The organism is Streptomyces goshikiensis, assembly GCF_014650555.1.
Taxonomy (GTDB): Bacteria; Actinomycetota; Actinomycetes; order Streptomycetales; family Streptomycetaceae; genus Streptomyces; species Streptomyces goshikiensis.
Genome location: NZ_BMVE01000005.1, coordinates 498207 through 516619, shown reverse-complemented (window position 1 = coordinate 516619; position 18413 = coordinate 498207). Strand labels below are relative to the sequence as shown.

General features: G+C 73.9%; 17 protein-coding genes. 7 read left to right on the top strand and 10 right to left on the bottom strand.

The genetic code is table 11. The features are described from left to right. The first annotated feature begins 97 nt into the window (after positions 1 to 97). Positions 98 to 898, top strand: coding sequence for a peroxide stress protein YaaA (yaaA, locus tag IE248_RS18570; RefSeq protein ID WP_073796134.1), 801 nt, complete (start codon positions 98 to 100; stop codon positions 896 to 898). A gap of 385 nt (positions 899 to 1283) precedes the next feature. On the opposite strand, the gene IE248_RS18565 is transcribed toward yaaA, so the two are convergent. Continuing rightward, complete coding sequence (locus IE248_RS18565) at positions 1284 to 2033, bottom strand: bifunctional DNA primase/polymerase (RefSeq protein ID WP_037797541.1); 750 nt, start codon at positions 2031 to 2033, stop codon at positions 1284 to 1286. 175 nt (positions 2034 to 2208) lie between these two features. Further along, a complete protein-coding gene (locus IE248_RS18560) occupies positions 2209 to 2925 on the bottom strand; it encodes a TetR/AcrR family transcriptional regulator (protein WP_190031180.1) in 717 nt (238 codons plus the stop codon). Between the two features lie 131 nt (positions 2926 to 3056). On the opposite strand from IE248_RS18560, the gene ddaH reads away from it, so the two are divergent. Then, the gene (ddaH, locus tag IE248_RS18555) at positions 3057 to 3866 is read left to right on the top strand and encodes a dimethylargininase (protein ID WP_037797539.1); all 810 of its coding nucleotides are present in this window, start codon (positions 3057 to 3059) and stop codon (positions 3864 to 3866) included. Between the two features lie 26 nt (positions 3867 to 3892). Here the strand turns inward: ddaH and IE248_RS18550 are convergent, their stop codons facing one another. Further along, positions 3893 to 4912, bottom strand: coding sequence for a small ribosomal subunit Rsm22 family protein (locus tag IE248_RS18550; RefSeq protein ID WP_100583447.1), 1020 nt, complete (start codon positions 4910 to 4912; stop codon positions 3893 to 3895). Between the two features lie 32 nt (positions 4913 to 4944). Further along, positions 4945 to 6249, bottom strand: a complete 1305-nt coding sequence (locus tag IE248_RS18545; RefSeq protein ID WP_037797536.1) for a Bcr/CflA family multidrug efflux MFS transporter — start codon at positions 6247 to 6249, stop codon at positions 4945 to 4947. A gap of 106 nt (positions 6250 to 6355) precedes the next feature. On the opposite strand from IE248_RS18545, the gene IE248_RS18540 reads away from it, so the two are divergent. The 3 genes from IE248_RS18540 to IE248_RS18530 all read left to right on the top strand — a co-directional run bounded on the left by IE248_RS18540 (position 6356) and on the right by IE248_RS18530 (position 8665). Beyond that, complete coding sequence (locus tag IE248_RS18540) at positions 6356 to 7117, top strand: SDR family oxidoreductase (protein WP_190031179.1); 762 nt, start codon at positions 6356 to 6358, stop codon at positions 7115 to 7117. A gap of 70 nt (positions 7118 to 7187) precedes the next feature. Next, positions 7188 to 8048: a PhzF family phenazine biosynthesis protein gene (locus IE248_RS18535; RefSeq protein WP_190031178.1), complete on the top strand. Its 861-nt coding sequence runs from the start codon at positions 7188 to 7190 to the stop codon at positions 8046 to 8048. Further along, complete coding sequence (locus IE248_RS18530; RefSeq protein WP_229895378.1) at positions 8045 to 8665, top strand: GNAT family N-acetyltransferase; 621 nt, start codon at positions 8045 to 8047, stop codon at positions 8663 to 8665. The genes IE248_RS18535 and IE248_RS18530 overlap by 4 nt, the downstream gene beginning before the upstream one ends. 75 nt (positions 8666 to 8740) lie before the next feature. Here the strand turns inward: IE248_RS18530 and efeU are convergent, their stop codons facing one another. The 6 genes from efeU to IE248_RS18500 all read right to left on the bottom strand — a co-directional run bounded on the left by efeU (position 8741) and on the right by IE248_RS18500 (position 15235). Beyond that, the gene (gene efeU / locus IE248_RS18525) at positions 8741 to 9595 is read right to left on the bottom strand and encodes an iron uptake transporter permease EfeU (RefSeq protein WP_037797529.1); all 855 of its coding nucleotides are present in this window, start codon (positions 9593 to 9595) and stop codon (positions 8741 to 8743) included. 21 nt (positions 9596 to 9616) lie between these two features. Then, positions 9617 to 10918 (bottom strand): iron uptake transporter deferrochelatase/peroxidase subunit, encoded by a 1302-nt coding sequence (efeB, locus tag IE248_RS18520; RefSeq protein ID WP_190031177.1) that lies wholly within the window; start codon positions 10916 to 10918, stop codon positions 9617 to 9619. Positions 10919 to 10939: 21 nt separating this feature from the next. Next, complete coding sequence (gene efeO / locus IE248_RS18515) at positions 10940 to 12094, bottom strand: iron uptake system protein EfeO (RefSeq protein ID WP_073796147.1); 1155 nt, start codon at positions 12092 to 12094, stop codon at positions 10940 to 10942. 177 nt (positions 12095 to 12271) lie between these two features. Beyond that, on the bottom strand, positions 12272 to 13111 hold the full coding sequence (locus IE248_RS18510) for a heme ABC transporter ATP-binding protein (protein WP_190031176.1): 840 nt from the start codon (positions 13109 to 13111) through the stop codon (positions 12272 to 12274). Further along, positions 13108 to 14208, bottom strand: a complete 1101-nt coding sequence (locus IE248_RS18505) for a FecCD family ABC transporter permease (RefSeq protein ID WP_100583855.1) — start codon at positions 14206 to 14208, stop codon at positions 13108 to 13110. The genes IE248_RS18510 and IE248_RS18505 overlap by 4 nt, the downstream gene beginning before the upstream one ends. 4 nt (positions 14209 to 14212) lie before the next feature. After that, positions 14213 to 15235, bottom strand: coding sequence for a heme/hemin ABC transporter substrate-binding protein (locus tag IE248_RS18500; RefSeq protein ID WP_190031175.1), 1023 nt, complete (start codon positions 15233 to 15235; stop codon positions 14213 to 14215). 153 nt (positions 15236 to 15388) lie between these two features. Here IE248_RS18500 and IE248_RS18495 point away from each other — a divergent pair, with 153 nt between their 5' ends. Together IE248_RS18495 and IE248_RS18490 are read left to right on the top strand one after the other, a co-directional pair. Then, positions 15389 to 16864: an HtaA domain-containing protein gene (locus IE248_RS18495; protein WP_190031174.1), complete on the top strand. Its 1476-nt coding sequence runs from the start codon at positions 15389 to 15391 to the stop codon at positions 16862 to 16864. Positions 16865 to 16928: 64 nt separating this feature from the next. Next, positions 16929 to 18413: an HtaA domain-containing protein gene (locus tag IE248_RS18490; RefSeq protein WP_190031173.1), complete on the top strand. Its 1485-nt coding sequence runs from the start codon at positions 16929 to 16931 to the stop codon at positions 18411 to 18413.

Genomic DNA, 18413 nt, shown 5'->3' with positions numbered 1-18413 from the left:
AGCGTAGATCCGGTGGCTCCGGGCGGCGCGGCGAGAGGCTTTACCCTGACTCGGGGGCCGCATCCCCCTGCCGTGTTCGTCATGAAGGAGAACCACCGTGCTCGTGCTGCTGCCGCCTTCCGAGGGAAAGGCCGCCGGCGGCTCCGGCGCCCCGCTGGAGCCGGGGACCCTGTCGCTGCCGGGACTGGCCGGGGCGCGGGCGGCCGTACTGGAGGAACTGGTCGAGCTGTGCGCCGGGGACGAGCTCAAGGCGCGCGAGGTGCTGGGCCTGAGCGAGGGACTGCGGGGCGAGGTCGCGAAGAACGCCGGGCTGCGGGAGGCGGTGGCGCGGCCGGCGGGGGAGATCTACACCGGAGTGCTGTACGACGCGCTCGGGCTGTCCTCCCTGCCGGAGGCCGCCCGGGCCCTGGCCGACGATTCCCTGATGGTGTTCTCCGGGCTGTGGGGCGCGGTGCGCGTGACGGACCGGATCCCGTCGTACCGGTGCTCGATGGGGGTCAAGCTGCCGGGGCTGGGCGCGCTGGGCGCGTACTGGCGGGAGCCGATGGCCGGGGTGCTGCCGGAGGCGGCGGGGGACGGGCTGGTCCTGGACCTGCGGTCCTCGGCGTACGCGTCCGCGTGGAAGCCGAAGGGGGAGGTGGCGGGGCGCGCGGCGACGGTGCGGGTGCTGCACTCGCAGATCGTGGACGGCGTGGAGAAGCGGTCGGTGGTCAGCCACTTCAACAAGGCGACGAAGGGGCGGCTGGTGCGGGACCTGCTGGTGGCCGGAGCCGTGCCGGCGTCGCCGGCGGAGCTGGTGACGGCGCTGCGGGACCTCGGGTACGTGGTCGAGGCCGTCGGCTCCGCCGCGTCGGCGAAGCCGTGGTCCCTCGACGTGATCGTCACCCAGGTCCACTGACGGCGTCCCGCCGTCCCCGTCGTCGCCGCTGCCTCTAGCCCCGGCACCCTCAGCCTCGGGGCGCACCTCCAGCCTCGCCGGCGTTTGAGGCGCGGGGGTCCGGGGGCTGGCCCCCGGCAGCGGCGCCGCGCGGGCTTCTCCCCGCCCCGCCCTTCCGCCGTTCCCTGGGCTCCGCCCAGACCCGCGCCTCAAACGCCGGCGAGGCTGGAAAGTGCCCCGGCGGGGCGGGAGGTGCCCCGGCGGGGCGGGAGGTGCGCTGGCGGGGCTGGAGGTGCGCCCGCGGAGCTGGAAGGTGCCCCGGTGGGCTGGATCGTGCGCGGGACGGGCTGGGGTGTGCCGGCGAGGCTAAAGGTGCGCCGGCGGGGCTGGATCGTGCGCGGGAGCGTCAGTGGCCCAGGGGCCAGGCGACCGTGGCCGGGGTGTGGGGGGTGGAGTCGGCGTAGGCGGCGCAGGCGTCCGTGAGGGCTTCCAGGAGGGTGAGCGGGTCCGGAAGGGCGTGCTCCATGCCGCGGACCCAGCTCACCGCGTGGTCACCCGGCAGGGCCGCCGGCGGGACCAGGACGTAGCTGCCGCGGCAGTGCCACCGCAGGCCCGGGTGCTCGTCCATCGTCTCGGGGTGGCAGTCCAGCGCGCACGGCCACCACTCGTCCTCGTCCTCGGGGGTGCCCCGCGTCGCGGTGAAGAAGAGCATCCGCGCCTGGTCGCCCCTGCCGGCGGACTCGGCGACGGGGCCGACCTCCACGCCGGCGGCCAGCAGGCGCTCCAGCGCGCTGCGGCCGGCTTCGAGCGGGACGTCGAGGACGTCGTGGACCATGCCCGTCGCGGTGATGAAGTTGGCCTGGGGCTGGTTGCGCGCCCAGCGTTCGACCTGTGCGCGGTCGGTGGTCGACTGGGTCTGCCAGGCGAAGGAGACGGGGTGGCGGGCGGGGGTGGGACAGCCGATGCGGTCGCACGAACATCGGTAGCCGGCCGGATGCGCGGCGGGCGCCAGCGGCAGCCCCGCGGCGGCCACGGCCAGGAGGAGGGCCTCGCGTTCTCGTCCGGGGTCTTCGGCCTGGGGTTTGGAACGCAGGCGCAGCCACTGCGAAATCCTGCTCTGCTCGCCGCGTTTGACGCGGCCCGATTCAGACCCCATCTATCCCCTCACCTGAACGTTGGCCCCGGCAGACCCTCACATGCTCCCACCATCCTGAGCCCCGGATGACCGCGCTCCTCAACCGGGGCCCCACGCACGGTCCCCGGTAAACCCGTGCATACCCGTAGAAACCGGCCATATCTTCTCAGCCAGATGCGGCATGTGCCGTCAGCCGTCAGGCGGTGACTTTCCCCACCCCGGTGGTCGTCCCGCCGGCCACCCCGCCCAGCACCCCGTCCACCAGCGCGTCCGTGAACGCGTGCGTCAGCGGCGCCGTCCGCAGCAGCCAGCGGTACGTCAGCGGGCCGAGCAGCATCTCCACCGTCAGTCGCAGATCCGTGTCCGGCGCGAGCTGCCCGGCCTCCCGGGCCGTGCGCAACCGGTCCTCGTACAGGGCGAGCTGCGGTTCCAGCAGCCGCTCGGTGAACCGCGCCCCGAGCTCGGGATCCGTGGCCCCGGCCGCCGTCAGGGCGCGCGCGGGGGCCTCGTACCTCTCGTCGTTGAACTCGTCGACCGTCGCCCGCAGTACGAGCTTCAGGTCGGCCGCGAGATCACCGGTGTCGGGCAGCCCGGCCCACCCGCCCTCGGCGTCCGGCTCCCCGGCGAGCGCCAGCGAGGCGTCCAGCAGCACCGCCGCCTTCGAGGGCCACCAGCGGTAGATGGTCTGCTTGCCGACCCCCGCGCGGGCCGCGATGGCCTCGATGGTGAGCTTGTTGTAGCCGACCTCCCCGAGCAGGGCGAGCGCGGCGTCGAGGATCGCGCGCCGGGAGCGCTCGCTGCGGCGGCCGGCGTCCGGGGCCTTGACGGTCTTCCCGGCTGCGGCTGCGGCCGCGGCGGCCTTCGCGGGCTGTGGTGGGGCGGCCGGTCTCGACGCGGGGGGCTCGGTGCTCATGCCGCCAAGCTACCAACCCGATACGTCTCGTCTTCGAGTCATTCCTTAAACCACCCGGTCAGTTCACTGCGCGGTCCCTGTCGAGGAGGGACGATTCTCTCCACACCTTCGTGAGTCGTGAGGAGCCTTCTTTGCGCAGAGACGCCACACCCCGGCGCTACCTGATGTGCCCACCCGCACATTTCAAGGTGACCTACTCCATCAACCCGTGGATGGACCCCACGAAACCGGTGGACCTGCCCATCGCGAACGCCCAGTGGGAGGACCTGAGGGACCGCTACCGCTCCCTCGGCCACACCGTCGAGACCCTCACCCCGGACCCCGGCCTGCCGGACATGGTCTTCGCCGCGAACGGCGCCCTCGTGGTCGACGGCCGGGTGCTCGGCGCCCGGTTCGCCCACCCGGAGCGCGCCGCGGAGGCGGAGATCCACCTCGACTGGTTCCGGTCCCACGGCTTCCAGGAGATTCACGAACCGTCCCACGTCAACGAGGGCGAGGGAGACTTCGCCGTCACGACCAGCTACATCCTGGCCGGGCGGGGCTTCCGCTCCAGCCCGCTCTCCCACGACGAGGCCCAGGAGTTCTTCGGCCGGCCCGTCATCGGCCTCGACCTCGTGGACCCGCGCTACTACCACCTGGACACGGCGCTCAGCGTCCTCGACGGCGACGAGGTCATGTACTACCCGGCCGCCTTCTCGCCCGGCAGCCAGGCCGTGCTCCGCAGGCTCTTCCCGGACGCCCTGATCGCCGACTCCGACGACGCGGCGGCCCTCGGGCTGAACGCGGTCTCGGACGGCCGGCACGTCCTGCTCCCGCAGGCCGCGGCCGGGCTGCTGGCGCCGCTGCGCGACCGCGGGTTCGAGCCGGTCCCCATGGACCTCGGGGAACTGCTCAAGGGGGGCGGCAGCGTGAAGTGCTGCACCCAGGAGCTGCGGATGTAGCCGCGGCCGACGGATGCGGCCGCGGCCTACGGAGCGGGCGGCGGCCACTCCTGGCCCCAGTCGGCGTCCCGCGCCGACTTGTAGAGGTCACCGTGGCGCTTGGTCACGGTGGCCCGGGTCAGCCCCGGCGCCCCGGCGCCCTGCGGACCGCACAGGTCCAGCAGGACCAGCCCCTTGCGGATCTGCGGCCTGCGCGTGATCCGGGAGACGGCCGGCTCCACCGGGAAGCGGGTCGCGGCCACGTAGCTGAACTTCTCGTCCTCGTACGGGAGGGAGCCGCCCTTGACCTTCCGGTGCAGGGAGGAGCGGCTGACCCGGGCCGAGAAGTGGCACCAGTCCTGCCCGACCTCGATCGGGCAGGTCCCGTCGTGCGGGCAGGGCGCGGCGACCCGCAGACCGGCCGCGATCAGCATGTCGCGGGCCTCGCGGATCCGCAGGTACCCCTCGGGCGTGCCCGGCTCGATCACCACCACCGCCTGCCCGGCGCGCGCCGCCTCGGCGACCACGGCCCGGCGGGCCTCCGGCGTGAGCTCGCCGAGTACGTACGACACGGTCACCAGCTCGGCCTCGGGCAGCACCAGGCCGGCTCCGATGACGGCCCGTCGCCAGTCGGCGCCGCGCAGCACCGGCGAGCCGGAGGCGGCCGCCAGCTCCTTGCCCAGGGCCAGCGCCGGCTCCGCCCAGTCGAGCACGGTGGTCCCGCGCGGGCCGTCCCAGGTGGCGTCGGCCGCCCAGGCTGCGGCGCCGGTGCCGCCGCCGACGTCCACGTGCGAGCCCGGCGTCCAGTGCGGGGCCGCCTCGGCCAGCCCGTCCAGCGCGGACCGGACGGCCTCGAAGGTGGCCGGCATCCGGTACGCGGCGTACGCCGCCACGTCGGAGCGGTCGCGCAGCACGGGCGCGTCGGTCGGGGTGGTGCCGCGGTAGTTCGCGATCAGGCGCTCGACGGCGGCCGAGGCCTGCTTCGGCGGGAGCCCTTCGAGCAGTCCGCCCAGCGCGTGGCGCAGGGTTTCGGAGGTGGTGGCGGGGGCGGGGGCGGAGGCGTTCACCCGCGAAGTTTACGGCGACGCGGGCGGCCGGTTCACGCCGCGGCGGCCACCGTGGCCTCGCGGTCCCGCCAGGGCCTGCACATCCCGAGGAAGCAGCCCACCGACAGCAGCGAGCAGGCCAGCTGGACCACCGCCATCGGGACGGCCGTGCCCTCGCCGGCGATCCCGACCAGCGGCGAGGCGATCGCCCCGACCAGGAACGAGGAGGTGCCCAGCAGCGCGGAGGCCGATCCGGCGGCGTGCGGGGTGCGCATCAGGGCCTGCGCGTTGGTGTTCGGCAGCACCAGGCCCATTGCCGACATCAGCACGAACAGCGCGGCCGCGATCGGCACCAGCCCGACCTCGCCGAACACCCCGGTGGACATCAGCAGCAGCGCCACCGAGGCCAGGGTGATGGTGCCGAGCCCGCTCGCCAGGGCCTTGTCCAGGCTGACCCGGCCGACCAGCAGCTTGCCGTTGATCTGGCCGACGGCGATCAGGCCGACCGAGTTGAGGCCGAACAGCAGGCTGAACGCCTGCGGGGAGGCCCCGTAGATCTCCTGCACCACGAAGGGGGAGGCGGAGATGTACGAGAAGAGGACGGCGAATCCGAAGCCGCCGGCCAGCATGTACCCGGCGAACACCCGGTCGGCGAGCAGTCCCCGCATGGTCCGCAGTGCGGCGCCGACGCCGCCGGTCTGGCGGCGCTCGGCCGGCAGGGTCTCCCCGAGGCCGCGCCACACCAGCAGGGTGAGCGCGAGGCCGACCACGGTGAGGACGGCGAAGACGCCGCGCCAGTCGGCGAAGCGGAGCACCTGGCCGCCGATGAGCGGGGCGATGATCGGGGCCGTCCCGGATATGAGCATCAGGGTGGAGAAGAACCGGGCCATCTCGACGCCGTCGTACAGATCGCGCACGACGGCGCGGGCGATGACGATCGCGGCGGCGCCGGCCAGGCCCTGGAGCAGCCGGAAGGCGATCAGCGTCCCGGCGGTCGGGGCGAGGGCGCACAGCGCGGTGGCGAGGACGTAGACGACCATGCCGGCGAGCAGCGGTCCGCGCCGGCCCCACTTGTCGCTCATCGGGCCGATGACCAGCTGGCCCAGGGCCATCCCGGCCAGGCAGGCGGTCAGGGTGAGCTGGATGGTCGCGGCCGGGCTGTGCAGGGCGGTGGTGACCTCCGGCAGGGCCGGCAGGTACATGTCCATGGACAGCGGCGGCAGCGCGGTGAGGCCGCCGAGCACGAAGGTGACGAGCAGCCCGGTGCGGCGCGCCTTCGTGAGGGGGGTGGATCCGGGGGCAGAGGGGGTCTCGGGCGACGGCTGCTGGGACGCCGTCGCGGGGGCTCTCTCCGACATGCGGGACTCCACTCTCCTCGTGTTTTTCGCACCCCTGACCGACCCATGTTCTCAGCTATCGGAACGTCCAGGGCCCCTCGGCGGCCGTGACGTAGCCTGCGGCCCCATGGACGAACCTGGGAAGAAGATCGCCGTGGTCACCGGGGCCGGCTCCGGAATCGGGCGCTCCGTGGCCCTGACCCTGGCCGCCGCCGGCTGGTCGGTGGCCGTGGCGGGCCGCCGGACCGAGCCGCTGGAGCGGACGGCCGAGGCGGCCGGCGCCGGCGCGGACGTGCTGTGCGTACGGGCGGACGTGAGCGATCCGGACGAGGTGACCGCGCTCTTCTCGGCGGTACGGGACCGGTACGGGCGCCTGGACCTGCTGTTCAACAACGCGGGCACCTTCGGCCCGGCCGGGGTCGCGCTGGAGGACATCGCCTACGAGGACTGGCGCGCGGTCGTCGACGTCAACCTGACGGGGGCGTTCCTCTGCGCGCAGGCGGCCTTCCGGGTGATGAAGGCGCAGGATCCGCAGGGCGGCCGCATCATCAACAACGGCTCGATCTCCGCGCACGTGCCGCGGCCGAACTCGATCGCCTACACCGCGACCAAGCACGCGATGACGGGCCTGACGAAGTCGCTGTCGCTGGACGGGCGGCCGTACCGGATCGCGTGCGGGCAGATCGACATCGGCAACGCGGCGACGGAGATGACCGAGCGGATGCGGACCGGAATCCTCCAGGCGAACGGGCAGCTGGCGGTGGAGCCGGTGATGGACGCGGCCGACGTCGCGCGGACGGTGCTGCACATGGCGGAGCTGCCGCTGGAGGCGAACGTGCAGTTCGCGACGGTGATGGCCACGGCGATGCCCTACGTCGGGCGAGGCTAGGCCGTCCGGTGAGCGTCAGCGCGGGCGCGGGCGCGGGAATGCGGGATCCGGTGGTGCGGTTGAGGCGATCATGACGACCGAGGTACTGCGCTACACCGCCTTCTCCGACGACCCCGAGGGCGGCAATCCCGCCGGGGTCGTCCTGGACGCCTCCGGGCTGGACGACGCCGCCATGCTGGGGATCGCCGCCGGACTCGGCTACAGCGAGACGGCCTTCCTGACCGCGCCGCCGGCCGGCCTGACCGCGGAGCCCGGCCGGGCCTTCACCGTGCGCTACTTCAGCCCCAAGGCGGAGGTCCCCTTCTGCGGGCACGCCACCGTGGCCACCGCGGTCGCGCTGGCCGAGCGCATCGGCCCCGGCGAGCTGGTGTTCGCGACCCGCGCCGGGACGGTGCCGGTGTCGGTCGAGATGGCCGACGGCGTCCCGCGGGCGGTGCTGACCAGCGTGGAGCCCCACGTCGAGGAGATCTCCCCGGCGGACCTCGCCGAGGCGCTGGCCGCGCTGGACTGGCCGGCGGCCGACCTCGACCCGGCCCTCCAGCCCCGGATCGCCTACGCCGGGGCCCGGCACCTGGTGCTCGGCGCCGGAACGCGGGCGCGGCTCGCGGACCTCTCGTACGACTTCGACCGGCTGGAGGCGCTGATGCGGCGCCTGGACCTCACCACCGTCCAGCTGGTGTACCGCGAGGCCCCGGCGCTCTTCCACGTACGGAACCCCTTCCCGGTCGGCGGCGTCGTCGAGGACCCCGCCACCGGGGCGGCCGCGGCCGCCTTCGGGGCGTACGCCCGCGAGCGGGGACTGGCCCCGGCGGACGCGGTGCTCACCCTCCGCCAGGGCGAGGACATGGGCCGCCCCGGGGTGCTGACGGTGGAGCTGCGGGCCGGGGACCCGCGGGTCCGGGTCGGCGGCGCGGGCGTGAGGATCGCGTGATCGCAGGGCCAGGATCCGGGGCGCACGCCCCCGTGACGCGGGTGCTCGGGTTCGCCGAGGCCGAGCTGCCCGCCGCGCTCGCCGCTCGGGTCGCGGCCCTGGAGGCGGAGGCCTGGCCCGGCGCGACGCCCGGGCACGACCCGGCCCTCGCGCCGCGCGCCCTGCTGCTCGTGACCGCCGACGGCACCGTGGCGGCCTCGCTGGCGCTGCTGTTCAAGGAGATCCGGCACGGGGGACGGACGTACCGCGCGGCCGGGCTGAGCTCCGTGGTGACCCGGCGGGCGCTGCGCGGCCGGGGCTGCGGCGCCCGGCTCGTCGCGGCGGCGCGCCGCGAACTGGCCGCCGTACCGGGGCTGGACCTGGTGCTGTTCAGCTGTGACCGGCCGCTGGCGCCGTTCTACGAGGCCGCCGGGTTCACCCGGCTGCCGGGGGCCGTCCTGGTGGGCGGGACGCCCGAGGAACCCCTGGCGACGGACGGGCCCGGGTTCGACAAGGAGGTCCTGGCGGAGTTCCTCGGCGCGAACGGCCCTGACGGCCCGGACGCCCGGGCCGGCGCCGCCGCCTTCGCGGGGACGCGGATCGCCCTCCACCCGGGGCCCGTCGACCGCCTCTGGTGACGGCGCGGCGCCGCCCGCACACGCCGACGGGGCCCGGATCGGGAGGATCCGGGCCCCGTCGGGGTTGGTCTGCCGCTACGAGCGGTCCGTGGCGGCCGGCGCGGCCGGAGCGCTCGGCGCCGCCGGGCGGCCGGCCCGCTGCGGGGCGAAGAACAGGAACAGCGTGGGAACGAGGTAGAGCACCCACACCACGACCTGGAGCCAGGTCGGGTCCGGCTGGAAGTTGAACGTGCCCTTCAGCAGCGTCCCGTACCAGCTGTCCGGCGGGACCGACTCGCTGACGTCGAAGGCCTTGTTCGCCAGGCCGGGCAGGAAGTCCGCCTCCTGGAGGTCGTGGACCCCGTACGCGAGCACGCCCGCCGCGACCACGACCAGCATGCCGCCGGTCCACTTGAAGAACTTGGCCAGATTGATCTTCAGGGCGCCCCGGTAGAAGAGCCAGCCCAGCGCGATCGCCGAGGCGATGCCCAGCAGCACGCCCACCAGCGGGGCCGCGCCGTCCCCGGCCGCCTTCACCGAGCGCCACACGAACAGCGAGGTCTCCAGGCCCTCCCGGCCGACGGCCAGGAACGCGGTGAAGACCAGCGCGCCGGTGCCCATCGCGAGCGCCGCGTCCAGCTTCCCGTGCAGTTCGGACTTCAGGTGCCGCGCGGTGCGCTTCATCCAGAAGACCATCCAGGTCACCAGACCCACGGCGATGATCGACAGCGAGCCGCCGATCGCCTCCTGCGCCTGGAAGGTGAGCTCCTGCGTGCCGAATTCGAGGGCCGCGCCGAAGCCCAGGCTCACCGCCGCCGCCAGGCCCACGCCGGCCCACAGCGGGGCCAGCTTGTCCTTGTGCCCGGTCTTGACCAGGTAGGCGACGAGGATGCAGACGACCAGGCTGGCCTCCAGCCCCTCGCGCAGCCCGATCAGATAATTGCTGAACACGTGGTTTCCCCTTGTCCGCTACTACGAGAACAGCGTCCGGCCCCACCAGTCGTCCGTGTCGCGGACGCCCGGCGGGACGGCGAAGACGGCCGAACCCACGTGCTGGATGTATTCGTTGAGCGAGTCGTTCTTCGACAGTGCCCGCTGGATGCGGACGAAGCCCTTGCGGACGTCGCGCTGGTAGGCGAGGAAGAACAGGCCCGCGTCGAGGCGGCCGAGGCCGTCGGTGCCGTCGGTGAAGGAGTAGCCGCGGCGCAGGATCGTCGCGCCGTCGTTGCTGTCGGGGTGGGCGAGGCGGACGTGGGCGTCGGGTTTCATCGCCTTCAGGAACGGTGCGTCGTGTTCCTTGGGTTTGCCGACGGGGGCGCCTTCGGCCTTGTCGCGGCCGAAGATGTCCTCCTGTTCCTGGAGCGGGGTGCGGTCCCAGGTCTCGATGTGCATGCGGATGCGGCGGGCCACGAGGTAGGAGCCGCCGGTCATCCAGTCGGCGCCGTCGCCGCCTCCGACCCATACGTGCCGGTCCAGGGCGGCGGTGTCGGTGCCCGAGATGTTCCGGGTGCCGTCCTTGAAGCCCATCATGTTGCGCGGGGTCTGCTGGTCGGGGGTGGTCGAGGAGGTTTTCCCGAAGCCGAGCTGGGACCAGCGCATCGCGGTCTTGCCGAAGCCGATGCGGGCGAGCTGGCGGATGGCGTGGACCGCGACCTGCGGGTCGTCCGCGCAGGCCTGGACGCACAGGTCGCCGCCGGAGCGGGCCGGATCCAGGTTGTCGCCGGGGAACTGTTCCAGGTCGACGAGGGCCTCGGGGCGCCGGTCCTCCAGGCCGAAGCGGTCCTTGGCGAACAGGCCGGGGCCGAAGCCGATGGTCAGCGTGAGCCGGTTCGGCTTGAGGCCCAGGGCCTCGCCGGTGTCGTCCGGCGGGGCCTCCGGGAGGCCGCCGACGGCGCCCTCGCCGACCGGGAGGCCCGCGGTCATCCGCTCGGCCGCCCGCGTCCAGTCCTTCAGGAGCCGCACCAACGCGGCACGGTCCTTCGTCGTCACGTCGAACGCCGCGAAGTGCAGCCGGTCCTGGACGGCGCTGGCGATACCCGCCTGGTGCGCCCCGTGGAAGGGCACCGCCGCACCGCTCATCCCCGCCGGCACCGTCTCGGTCCCACCCCGGAGCGCCGCGACGCTACCGCCCGCCGCGGCCGCGCCGAGCGCGAGCCCGGCACCGCCCCAGCCGAGCACGGCCCGCCGGGACGGCGCGCCGGTGGTGCTCCCGTCGCGGGTGCTCCCGTCGCCGGGGCCTTCGGCGCCGGTGCTGCTGCTGGTTTCCTCGGACATGGTCGACACCTTCGGTACGCGTTACTTGGCGACGGCGGCGGCGAGCTTGGACAGCGGCTCACCGAGGGCGCTGACGGCGTCCGACAGCTCCTTGCGCTGGTCCTCCTTGACGCTCTCGTACGACTGGAACTCGTAGCTCGCCTTGTCGGCGCGGTACTTGTCGAGGAGCGTGTTCATCGAGGCGAACTGCTTGTCGAGCTCGGCGGCCAGGGCCGGGTCGTTCTTCGAGGCGATCGGCTTGAGCAGCTCGTACGCCTTCTGCGCGCCCTCGACGTTGGCCTTGAAGTCGACCAGGTCGGTGTGGGAGTAGCGCTCTTCCTCGCCGGTGACCTTGCCGGTGGCGACCTCGTCGAGGAGCTCCTTGGCGCCGTTGGCCATCGAGGTGGGGGTGATCTCCGCCTGGCCGACCTTCTTCTGCCAGTCGGTCAGGTCGGCCATCAGGGTGTCGGCGAGCTTCTTGTCCTGGTCGGTGATCTTGCCGTCCTGGAAGAGGGACTTCTCCAGGCGGTGCCAGCCCGTCCAGTCCTTCGCCGGGTCCTGGCCGGCCTCCAGGCCGTCCTCACGGACGTCGACCTTCGGGTCGATGTCACCGAAGGACTCGGCGACCGGCTCGGTGCGTTCCCAGCCGATGCGGGAGAGCGCGTACGCCTTCTTCGCGGCCTCCAGGTCACCGGCCTTGACGGCGTCCGCGAAGGCCTGCGCCTTGGGGAGGGTCTCGTCGGCCTGCTCCTGGACGTAGGTGCGGTACGCGGAGACCGCGGCGTCCGCCTCGGGGCTGCGCTTCTCGGCGGCGCCCGAGCCGGTGGCCTTGACCTGCTGGCGGATGCCGTCACCCTTCATGCCGGGCTTGCAGGCGATCTCGTAGTCGCCCGCCTTGATCTCGGCGGTGATGGTGGCCTTGGTGCCGGGGCCGATGTTCTCGCGCTCGGCGACGATGCGGCCGTCCGGGAAGAGCAGGTACAGCTCGGTGACCTTGGCGCCCTTGTTCTCGACCTCGATGGTCGCCTTGCCCGCCGGGAAGTCCTTCTTCGAGACCTCGCACGCCGTGTCGGTCGCGGTCACGTGGATCGCGCCGTCGCCGCCGGCGGAGTCGCTCTTCTCGGCGCAGCCGGTGACGGCGGTGAGAGCCGCCACGACGGCGGCCGCGGTGAGGACGGAGAGGCGGACGGGGCGCATAGGAGCTCCTGGGGCTTCTGACGGGGGGCCGCCCCGGGTGGGGAAAGGCCGGTGAGGCGGACCTAACTTAACCGACCCTTACCTGACGCATACCCGCTCGTCCAGTGATTCGGCGCACACCTCCGGGGGGCGGACACGGGGCCGTCACAGAGCATTCATGACGACCCCATGACAGGGTCAAGCGGAGGTCAAGCCGCGCACCGGGACCACCAGCGGGGCCCCCGTCCGGGGGTGCGGCAGCACCTCCACCGGCTGCCGGTACACCCGGCTCAGAAGCCCGTCCGCGAACACCTCGGCCGGCGGTCCGTCCGCCGCGATCCGCCCGTCGTGCAGCACGGCGGCCCGGTCCGCGTACGCGGCGGCCAGGCCCAGGTCGTGCAGGACGACGACCACCGCGTCCCCGGCGGCGGCCCGCTCCCGGCAGATCCGCAGCACCAACTCCTGGTGGCGCAGGTCGAGGGCGGCCGTGGGTTCGTCGAGCAGCAGCAGCGGCGCCCCCTGGGCCAGGACGCGGGCCAGCGCGACCCGGGCCCGCTCGCCGCCGGAGAGCGCGGAGAAGGGGCGCTCGGCGAAGCCGGTCACCTCGGTCGCGGCCATGGCGGCGGCGACCGCCGCCCCGTCGGATTCGGCGTACGGGGTACCCGCCCAGGGGGCGCGGCCCATCCGGACGACGTCCTCCACGGGAAAGGGGAACGCCAGCGCCGCCGACTGGGGGAGCACCGAGCGGCGCAGCGCGAGCTCGGGCGCCGACCAGTCGCCCACCGGGCGCCCGTCGATCCGTACGACCCCGGAGGCCGCCGGGAGGTCCGCGGCGAGGGCGCCCAGCAGGGTGGACTTGCCCGCGCCGTTCGGCCCGACCAGGGCCAGCACCTCGCCGGCCCGGGCCGTCAGCTCGATCCCGGCCAGCACCTCGCGCTGCCCGAGGCGGACGTGGAGGTCCGAGGCCTCGGCGAGGGGGGCGCCGGGCGCGGGCCGGGCGGGGACGGACCGCCCGCGCCGCCGGAACAGGAGGCTCATGCCCAACCCCCTTGCTTGCGGCGGGTCCGGCGCAGCAGCCAGAAGAAGAAGGGGCTGCCGATCAGGGCGGTCAGCACGCCGAGCGGCAGCTCGGCCGGCGCGGCGATGGTCCGCGCGGCCAGGTCGCCCGCGAGCAGGACGACGGCGCCGGCCAGGGCGCTGCCCGGCACCAGGAAGCGGTGCCCCGGGCCGTTGGCCATCCGCAGCAGGTGCGGCACCAGCAGCCCGACGAAGGTGATCACCCCGGCGACGGCGACGGCGGCCGCGGTGAGCAGCGCGACCACCAGGATCAGGGTGAGCCGCAGCCGCTCGACCTCGATGCCGAGGTGCCGGGCGGGGCGCTCGCCGAGGGCGAGCAGGTCGAGCTTGCCCGCGTAGAAGGGGGCGATCAGCAGGCCGGTGAGGGCGCAGGGCAGCACGGCGAGGACCTTGGGCCAGGTGGCCTGGGCGAGGGAGCCGAGCTGCCAGAAGGTGATCTGGTTGACCTGGCCGCTGTCGGCGAAGAACACGAACAGGCCGATCAGGGCGCCGGCGAAGGCGTTGACCGCGATGCCCGTGAGGATCAGGGTGACGACCTCGGTCTTGCCGCCGCTGCGCGACAGCAGGTACACCGAGCCCACCGTGACCAGGCCGGAGACGAACGCGCAGGCGGTGATAGTCCAGTTGCCGAAGAAGCTGAGGCCGAGACCGATCGAGGCGACGGCGCCCACGGCGGAGCCCGCCGAGATGCCGATGACCCCCGGCTCGGCGAGCGGATTGCCGAACACCCCCTGCATCAGGGCGCCCGCGCAGCCGAGGCTCGACCCGACGAGCAGGGCGAGCGCCACGCGCGGCAGCCGTACGTTCCACAGCACGCTCTCCCCGACCCGGTCGAGGGCGGCCCCGCCGAGGCCCGTCCGGTGCTGCACGGAGGCGAGTACGTCCCCGGTGGGGATCTCGTACGCGCCGACGCCCGCGGACAGCAGCGCGACGACGAGCAGGACGCCCGCGAGGGCGGCGGTGAGCAGCGCCGCGCCGCGCCGCTTGCGTACGGGCGGCCGCGCGGGCGGCGGCGCCGTCTTCCGGCCGGCCAGGCCGACGGTGTCGGGGAGGGTCACGTTCTCAGGCCTTGCCGTAGAGCTGGTCGATCAGGGAGGTGAGCACCTGGTCGGTGCGCGGGCCGTAGTTGAGGAGGACGCCGTCGTCCACCGAGACCACGCGGCGGTCCATGCCCGCCGGGGTCTGGGCGACGCCCGGGATCTTCACCAGGCCGTCGAGGCCGCCCACGGACTCCAGGCCCTTGGACATGACGAGGATCGCGTCGGGCGCGGCGGCCGCCAGGGCCTCGCTGGTGATGGGGGTGAAGTCCTTGCCGAGCCCCGACTCCTTGCCGGTGTCGACCGCGCCCGCCGCCTCCAGCAGCGAGGCGGCGCCCGAGTCGGAGCCGCCCAGCAGGTAGACGGAGGCGGAGCCGCGCAGGTAGAGGAAGGCCACCCGGGGCTTCTTGCCGGAGGCGTCGCCCGGAATGTCCTTGCGGGCGGCGGCGATCCGCTCGGCGGTGCGCTGCTTCAGCCGCGCCCCGGCGTCCCGGACGCCCAGTGCGCCGGCCACGGTCTCGATCCGTTTCGGTACGTCGTCCAGGGACTTGGCCGGGGCGATCACGAGGAGCGGGATGCCCGCGTCGCGGATCTGCCGGATCGCCTCGGCGGGGCCGGAGGTGGTCTCGGCGAGCACCAGGGTCGGGCGCAGCGAGAGCACGCTCTCCGCCGAGACGTCGTGGCCCCGCGTCACGACGGGCAGTTTCGCGGCCTGTTCGAAGGTGGCGGTGATGTCGCGGGCGACGACCCGGTCGCCGAGGCCGAGGGTCTGGACGATCTCGTTGAGGCTGCCGGTCAGCGGGATCACCCGCTCCGCCGAGGCGACGGTGACCTCGGCGGCGTCCGCCGAGGTGACGGTCACCGGCAGGGCGGGCGCCGGGGCCGGGGTGAGCGGCTCGACCCGGTCCGGGGCCGACGAGACGGTGGGGGCGGGGGAGTTCGCCCGGGTGGCCGCACCTCCGCAGCCGGTCACGGCCAGTGTCAGGGCCAGCGCCGCGAGGGCGGTGACGAGACGGGGGAAGCGGGGTGGCGCGGCGGGCGTAGGCACGAAGGCACCGTCCTGATCGTCCGGCTGAAGGGTCGGGCTGGCGGGGGATGAGCGGGGTTTCCGGCCGAGGTTTCGGGAACCTGGGGGTTCCTCACTCAACCGGGATAGCTTAGGTTAGCCTAACCTTATTAGCCAGACCCTGGAGGGGCATTCATGTCCGCAAGACCCGCCCGCGCTCTCGCCGTCGGCCTGTTGGCGACTCTGGCGGCCTTGCTGACGGCCCTGGTTCCGGCCACCGGCGCGCACGCCGCCGGCCGTACCGTGCAGGGGGGACGGCTCGACTGGGGCATCAAATCGTCCTTCCAGAGTTATGTCACCGGTCCGGTCGCGAAAGGCGGTTTCAAGCTGAAGAACGGCGCCGCCACGGCCGGCGGCAGCCTCTTCCGCTTCCACTCGGCCACCGGCTCCTACGACCCCGAATCCGGCGCCTTCGAGGCCTCCTTCAGCGGCGGGGTCCAGTTCCAGGGCCACCAGAAGCCGGACGGCGCCTACGAGCTGGACCTCAGCGTCAGCCGGCCCACCGTCAAGATCAACGGCGGCGTCGGCACCCTGTACGTGGACGTCTCCAGCAAGGCCAAGGACACCGGCGTCGTCAGCACCCGGCCCCAGGTGCCCTTCGCCGCCCTCGGCCTCGGCGGCGTCAACATGCGGGGCGGCGGCAGCCCGATCGCCCTGAACGGCATCCCGGTCACCCTCACCGGCGAGGGCGCCCAGGCCTTCGCCGGCTACTACGCCGCCGGCGCGCAGCTCGACCCGATCTCGCTCTCCGCCGACGTCAAGACCGCCCCGCAGGCCGGGCAGTCCTCGCAGCCCGCCGGGACGCCGAGCGCCCAGCCGAGCCCGAGCGGCTCCCCGCAAGGCGCCCCGCCCGCAGGGGCCTTCACCGACGCGGCCGTCGACTGGGGCGTACGGCGCACCTTCCGCGAGTACGTCACCGGCTCCATCGGCCAGGGCAAGTGGACCCTCGCCGACGGCGCCCAGGACGGCGGCGCGCTGTTCCGCTTCGGCCGGGGCAAGGGCTCGTACGACGGCGGGAAGGGCACCCTGGACGCCGCCTTCGCCGGGTCCGTCCACTTCACCGGCGCCCACCTCGACCTGAAGCTCGGCGCGCTGAGCGCCAAGGTCCAAGACGGCAAGGGCGTCCTCACCGCCGACGTCACCACCGCGGGCGAGACCAGGAGCGCCGTCCCGCTGGTCGAGTTCGACGCGAAGGGCCTCAAGACCGAGGGCGGGCTCGCCACCCTCACCGAGGCCCCCGCCACCCTCACCGAGGGCGGCTCTCAGGCCTTCAACTCCATGTACAAGGCGGGCACCGAGATGGACCCCGTCTCGCTCGCCGTCGCCCTCGACGAGGGCGCGCGGCTGCCGGCCCTGCCCGACCTGGGCTCCACCGCCACGCCCGCGCCCGGCTCCGCCGCCTCGCCGTCCGCCGCCGCGCCGGAGCCGGCGCGGAAGGCGGCCGACGGCTCGCACACCGGGACGTACGCCGCCGTCGGCGCGGCCGTGCTCGCCCTGGCCGGAGCCGCCGCCTTCCTGGTGGTCCGCAAGCGCCGCACCACCTCCCCCTCGCCTTCTTCCTCCTCTTCTTCCGCGGCCGAGGCGGGTCCCACGGACACCCCCCGGTCCTGACGCCCCGCGCCCACCCCGCCCCCGCCCCATCTCCCCCTTCCCCCGTCTCCAGGAGTACTCAGCCATGTCCTCCCCGCGCCGCCCCGTCGCCCTCGCGGCCGCCATAGCCACCGTCGCCGCCCTCGGCGCCACCGCCTTCGTCCTGCCCGCGACGGTGGGAGCCGGTGCTCCGGCCGCCGCCGCCGCGGCGCCCGCGGCCGCGCCGAAGCCGATCGTCGACGGCACCCTCGACTGGGGCCTCCTGGAGCGCTACCGCACCTACGTGGAGAAGACCGCCAAGGGCACGATCACCACCTCCGACGGCGCCACCAGGAACGCGGACGGCACCTTCCGCCTCGGCTCCGCCGCCGGCCAGTACGACCCGGGCACCAATGTGGTGACCGCCGCCTTCAAGGGCAGCGTCGTCTTCGACGCGTCCGCGCACGGGTTCGTCGTCAAGCTCGCCAACTTCCGTATCGACACCGGCACGAAGAAGCTCACCGTCGACGTCACCAAGAACGGGGTGCTCACCCCGAACGTGGCCTTCGCGGACGTGGCCTTCGCCGGCCCGGCGATGACCAAGCTGGAAACCACCCTCACCAAGGACGCGGCCGACCAGCTCGGCGGCCCGCAGTACGCGGGCATCAAGGGCGACCCGCTGACGGTCGCGGTGGCGTTCGAGGCGCCCGGGCCCACCGGCTCCCCGTCCACCTCTCCCGCTCCCACCACCTCCACCTCCAGCTCCGCCCCGGCGCCCACCACGTCCCCGTCGAAGACCGCCTCCACCCCGCCGGCCGACGGCCCGCAGCCCGTCCTGAGCGGCAAGCTGACCTGGGGGATCAAGGAGTCCTTCCGCAAGTACGTGCAGGGCGCGGGCGGCACCGTCACCCCGGCGGGCGGGGCGGCCGCGAGCGGCCCCACCTTCACCTTCCCCGCCGGCAAGGGCGAACTCGACGTCAAGAAGCGGAAGCTGAGCGCCGCCTTCGAGGGCAACCTGCGCTTCCAGTACGCCGCCCACGGCATCGACATGACCTTCGGCAACATCAAGGTGGCCGCGGACGGCGCCAAGGGCACCCTGGTCCTGGACGTGAAGAACGCCTCCGGCACCAAGACGGCCGTCCCCTTCGCCACCCTCGACCTCTCGAAGGCCGAGTACAAGACGAAGGGCGGTCTGCTGGCCCTGGGCGGGGTCCCGACGGCGCTGACCGCCGAGGGTGCGGCGGCCTTCGCCAACGACACCACCGGCTCCCTGTACAAGGCGGGCGACCGGATCGACGACGTCGACCTCGCCGTGGCCGTGGAGAAGGACGTCGTCCTGCCGACCGCCACGCCCACCACCGCGCCGACGAGCACGAAGACGACGGGCACGACCGGCGCCACCACCGGCGGGGGCTCCGTAGGCGGCTCCGGCGGCGGCTCGGTCGGCGGGGGCGGCAGCGTCGGCGGGAACCTGGCCTCCACCGGCGCCGAGATCCCGGCCGGCGCCCTGCTCGGCGCCTCCGGCGCGGTCATCGCCGCCGGAGCCGGCGCGGTCTTCCTCGCGCGCAGGCGGCGCACGGCCGGCAACTGA

Excerpts from the sequence above, each read along its gene's own strand:
- IE248_RS18565 (WP_037797541.1), bottom strand. The coding sequence starts at position 2,033 with ATGGGGTCTGAATCGGGCCGCGTCAAACGCGGCGAGCAGAGCAGGATT.
- IE248_RS18560 (WP_190031180.1), bottom strand. The coding sequence starts at position 2,925 with ATGAGCACCGAGCCCCCCGCGTCGAGACCGGCCGCCCCACCACAGCCC.
- IE248_RS18545 (WP_037797536.1), bottom strand. The coding sequence starts at position 6,249 with ATGTCGGAGAGAGCCCCCGCGACGGCGTCCCAGCAGCCGTCGCCCGAG.
- IE248_RS18540 (WP_190031179.1), top strand. The coding sequence starts at position 6,356 with ATGGACGAACCTGGGAAGAAGATCGCCGTGGTCACCGGGGCCGGCTCC.
- IE248_RS18535 (WP_190031178.1), top strand. The coding sequence starts at position 7,188 with ATGACGACCGAGGTACTGCGCTACACCGCCTTCTCCGACGACCCCGAG.
- efeB (WP_190031177.1), bottom strand. The coding sequence starts at position 10,918 with ATGTCCGAGGAAACCAGCAGCAGCACCGGCGCCGAAGGCCCCGGCGAC.
- efeO (WP_073796147.1), bottom strand. The coding sequence starts at position 12,094 with ATGCGCCCCGTCCGCCTCTCCGTCCTCACCGCGGCCGCCGTCGTGGCG.
- IE248_RS18510 (WP_190031176.1), bottom strand. The coding sequence starts at position 13,111 with ATGAGCCTCCTGTTCCGGCGGCGCGGGCGGTCCGTCCCCGCCCGGCCC.
- IE248_RS18495 (WP_190031174.1), top strand. The coding sequence starts at position 15,389 with ATGTCCGCAAGACCCGCCCGCGCTCTCGCCGTCGGCCTGTTGGCGACT.
- IE248_RS18490 (WP_190031173.1), top strand. The coding sequence starts at position 16,929 with ATGTCCTCCCCGCGCCGCCCCGTCGCCCTCGCGGCCGCCATAGCCACC.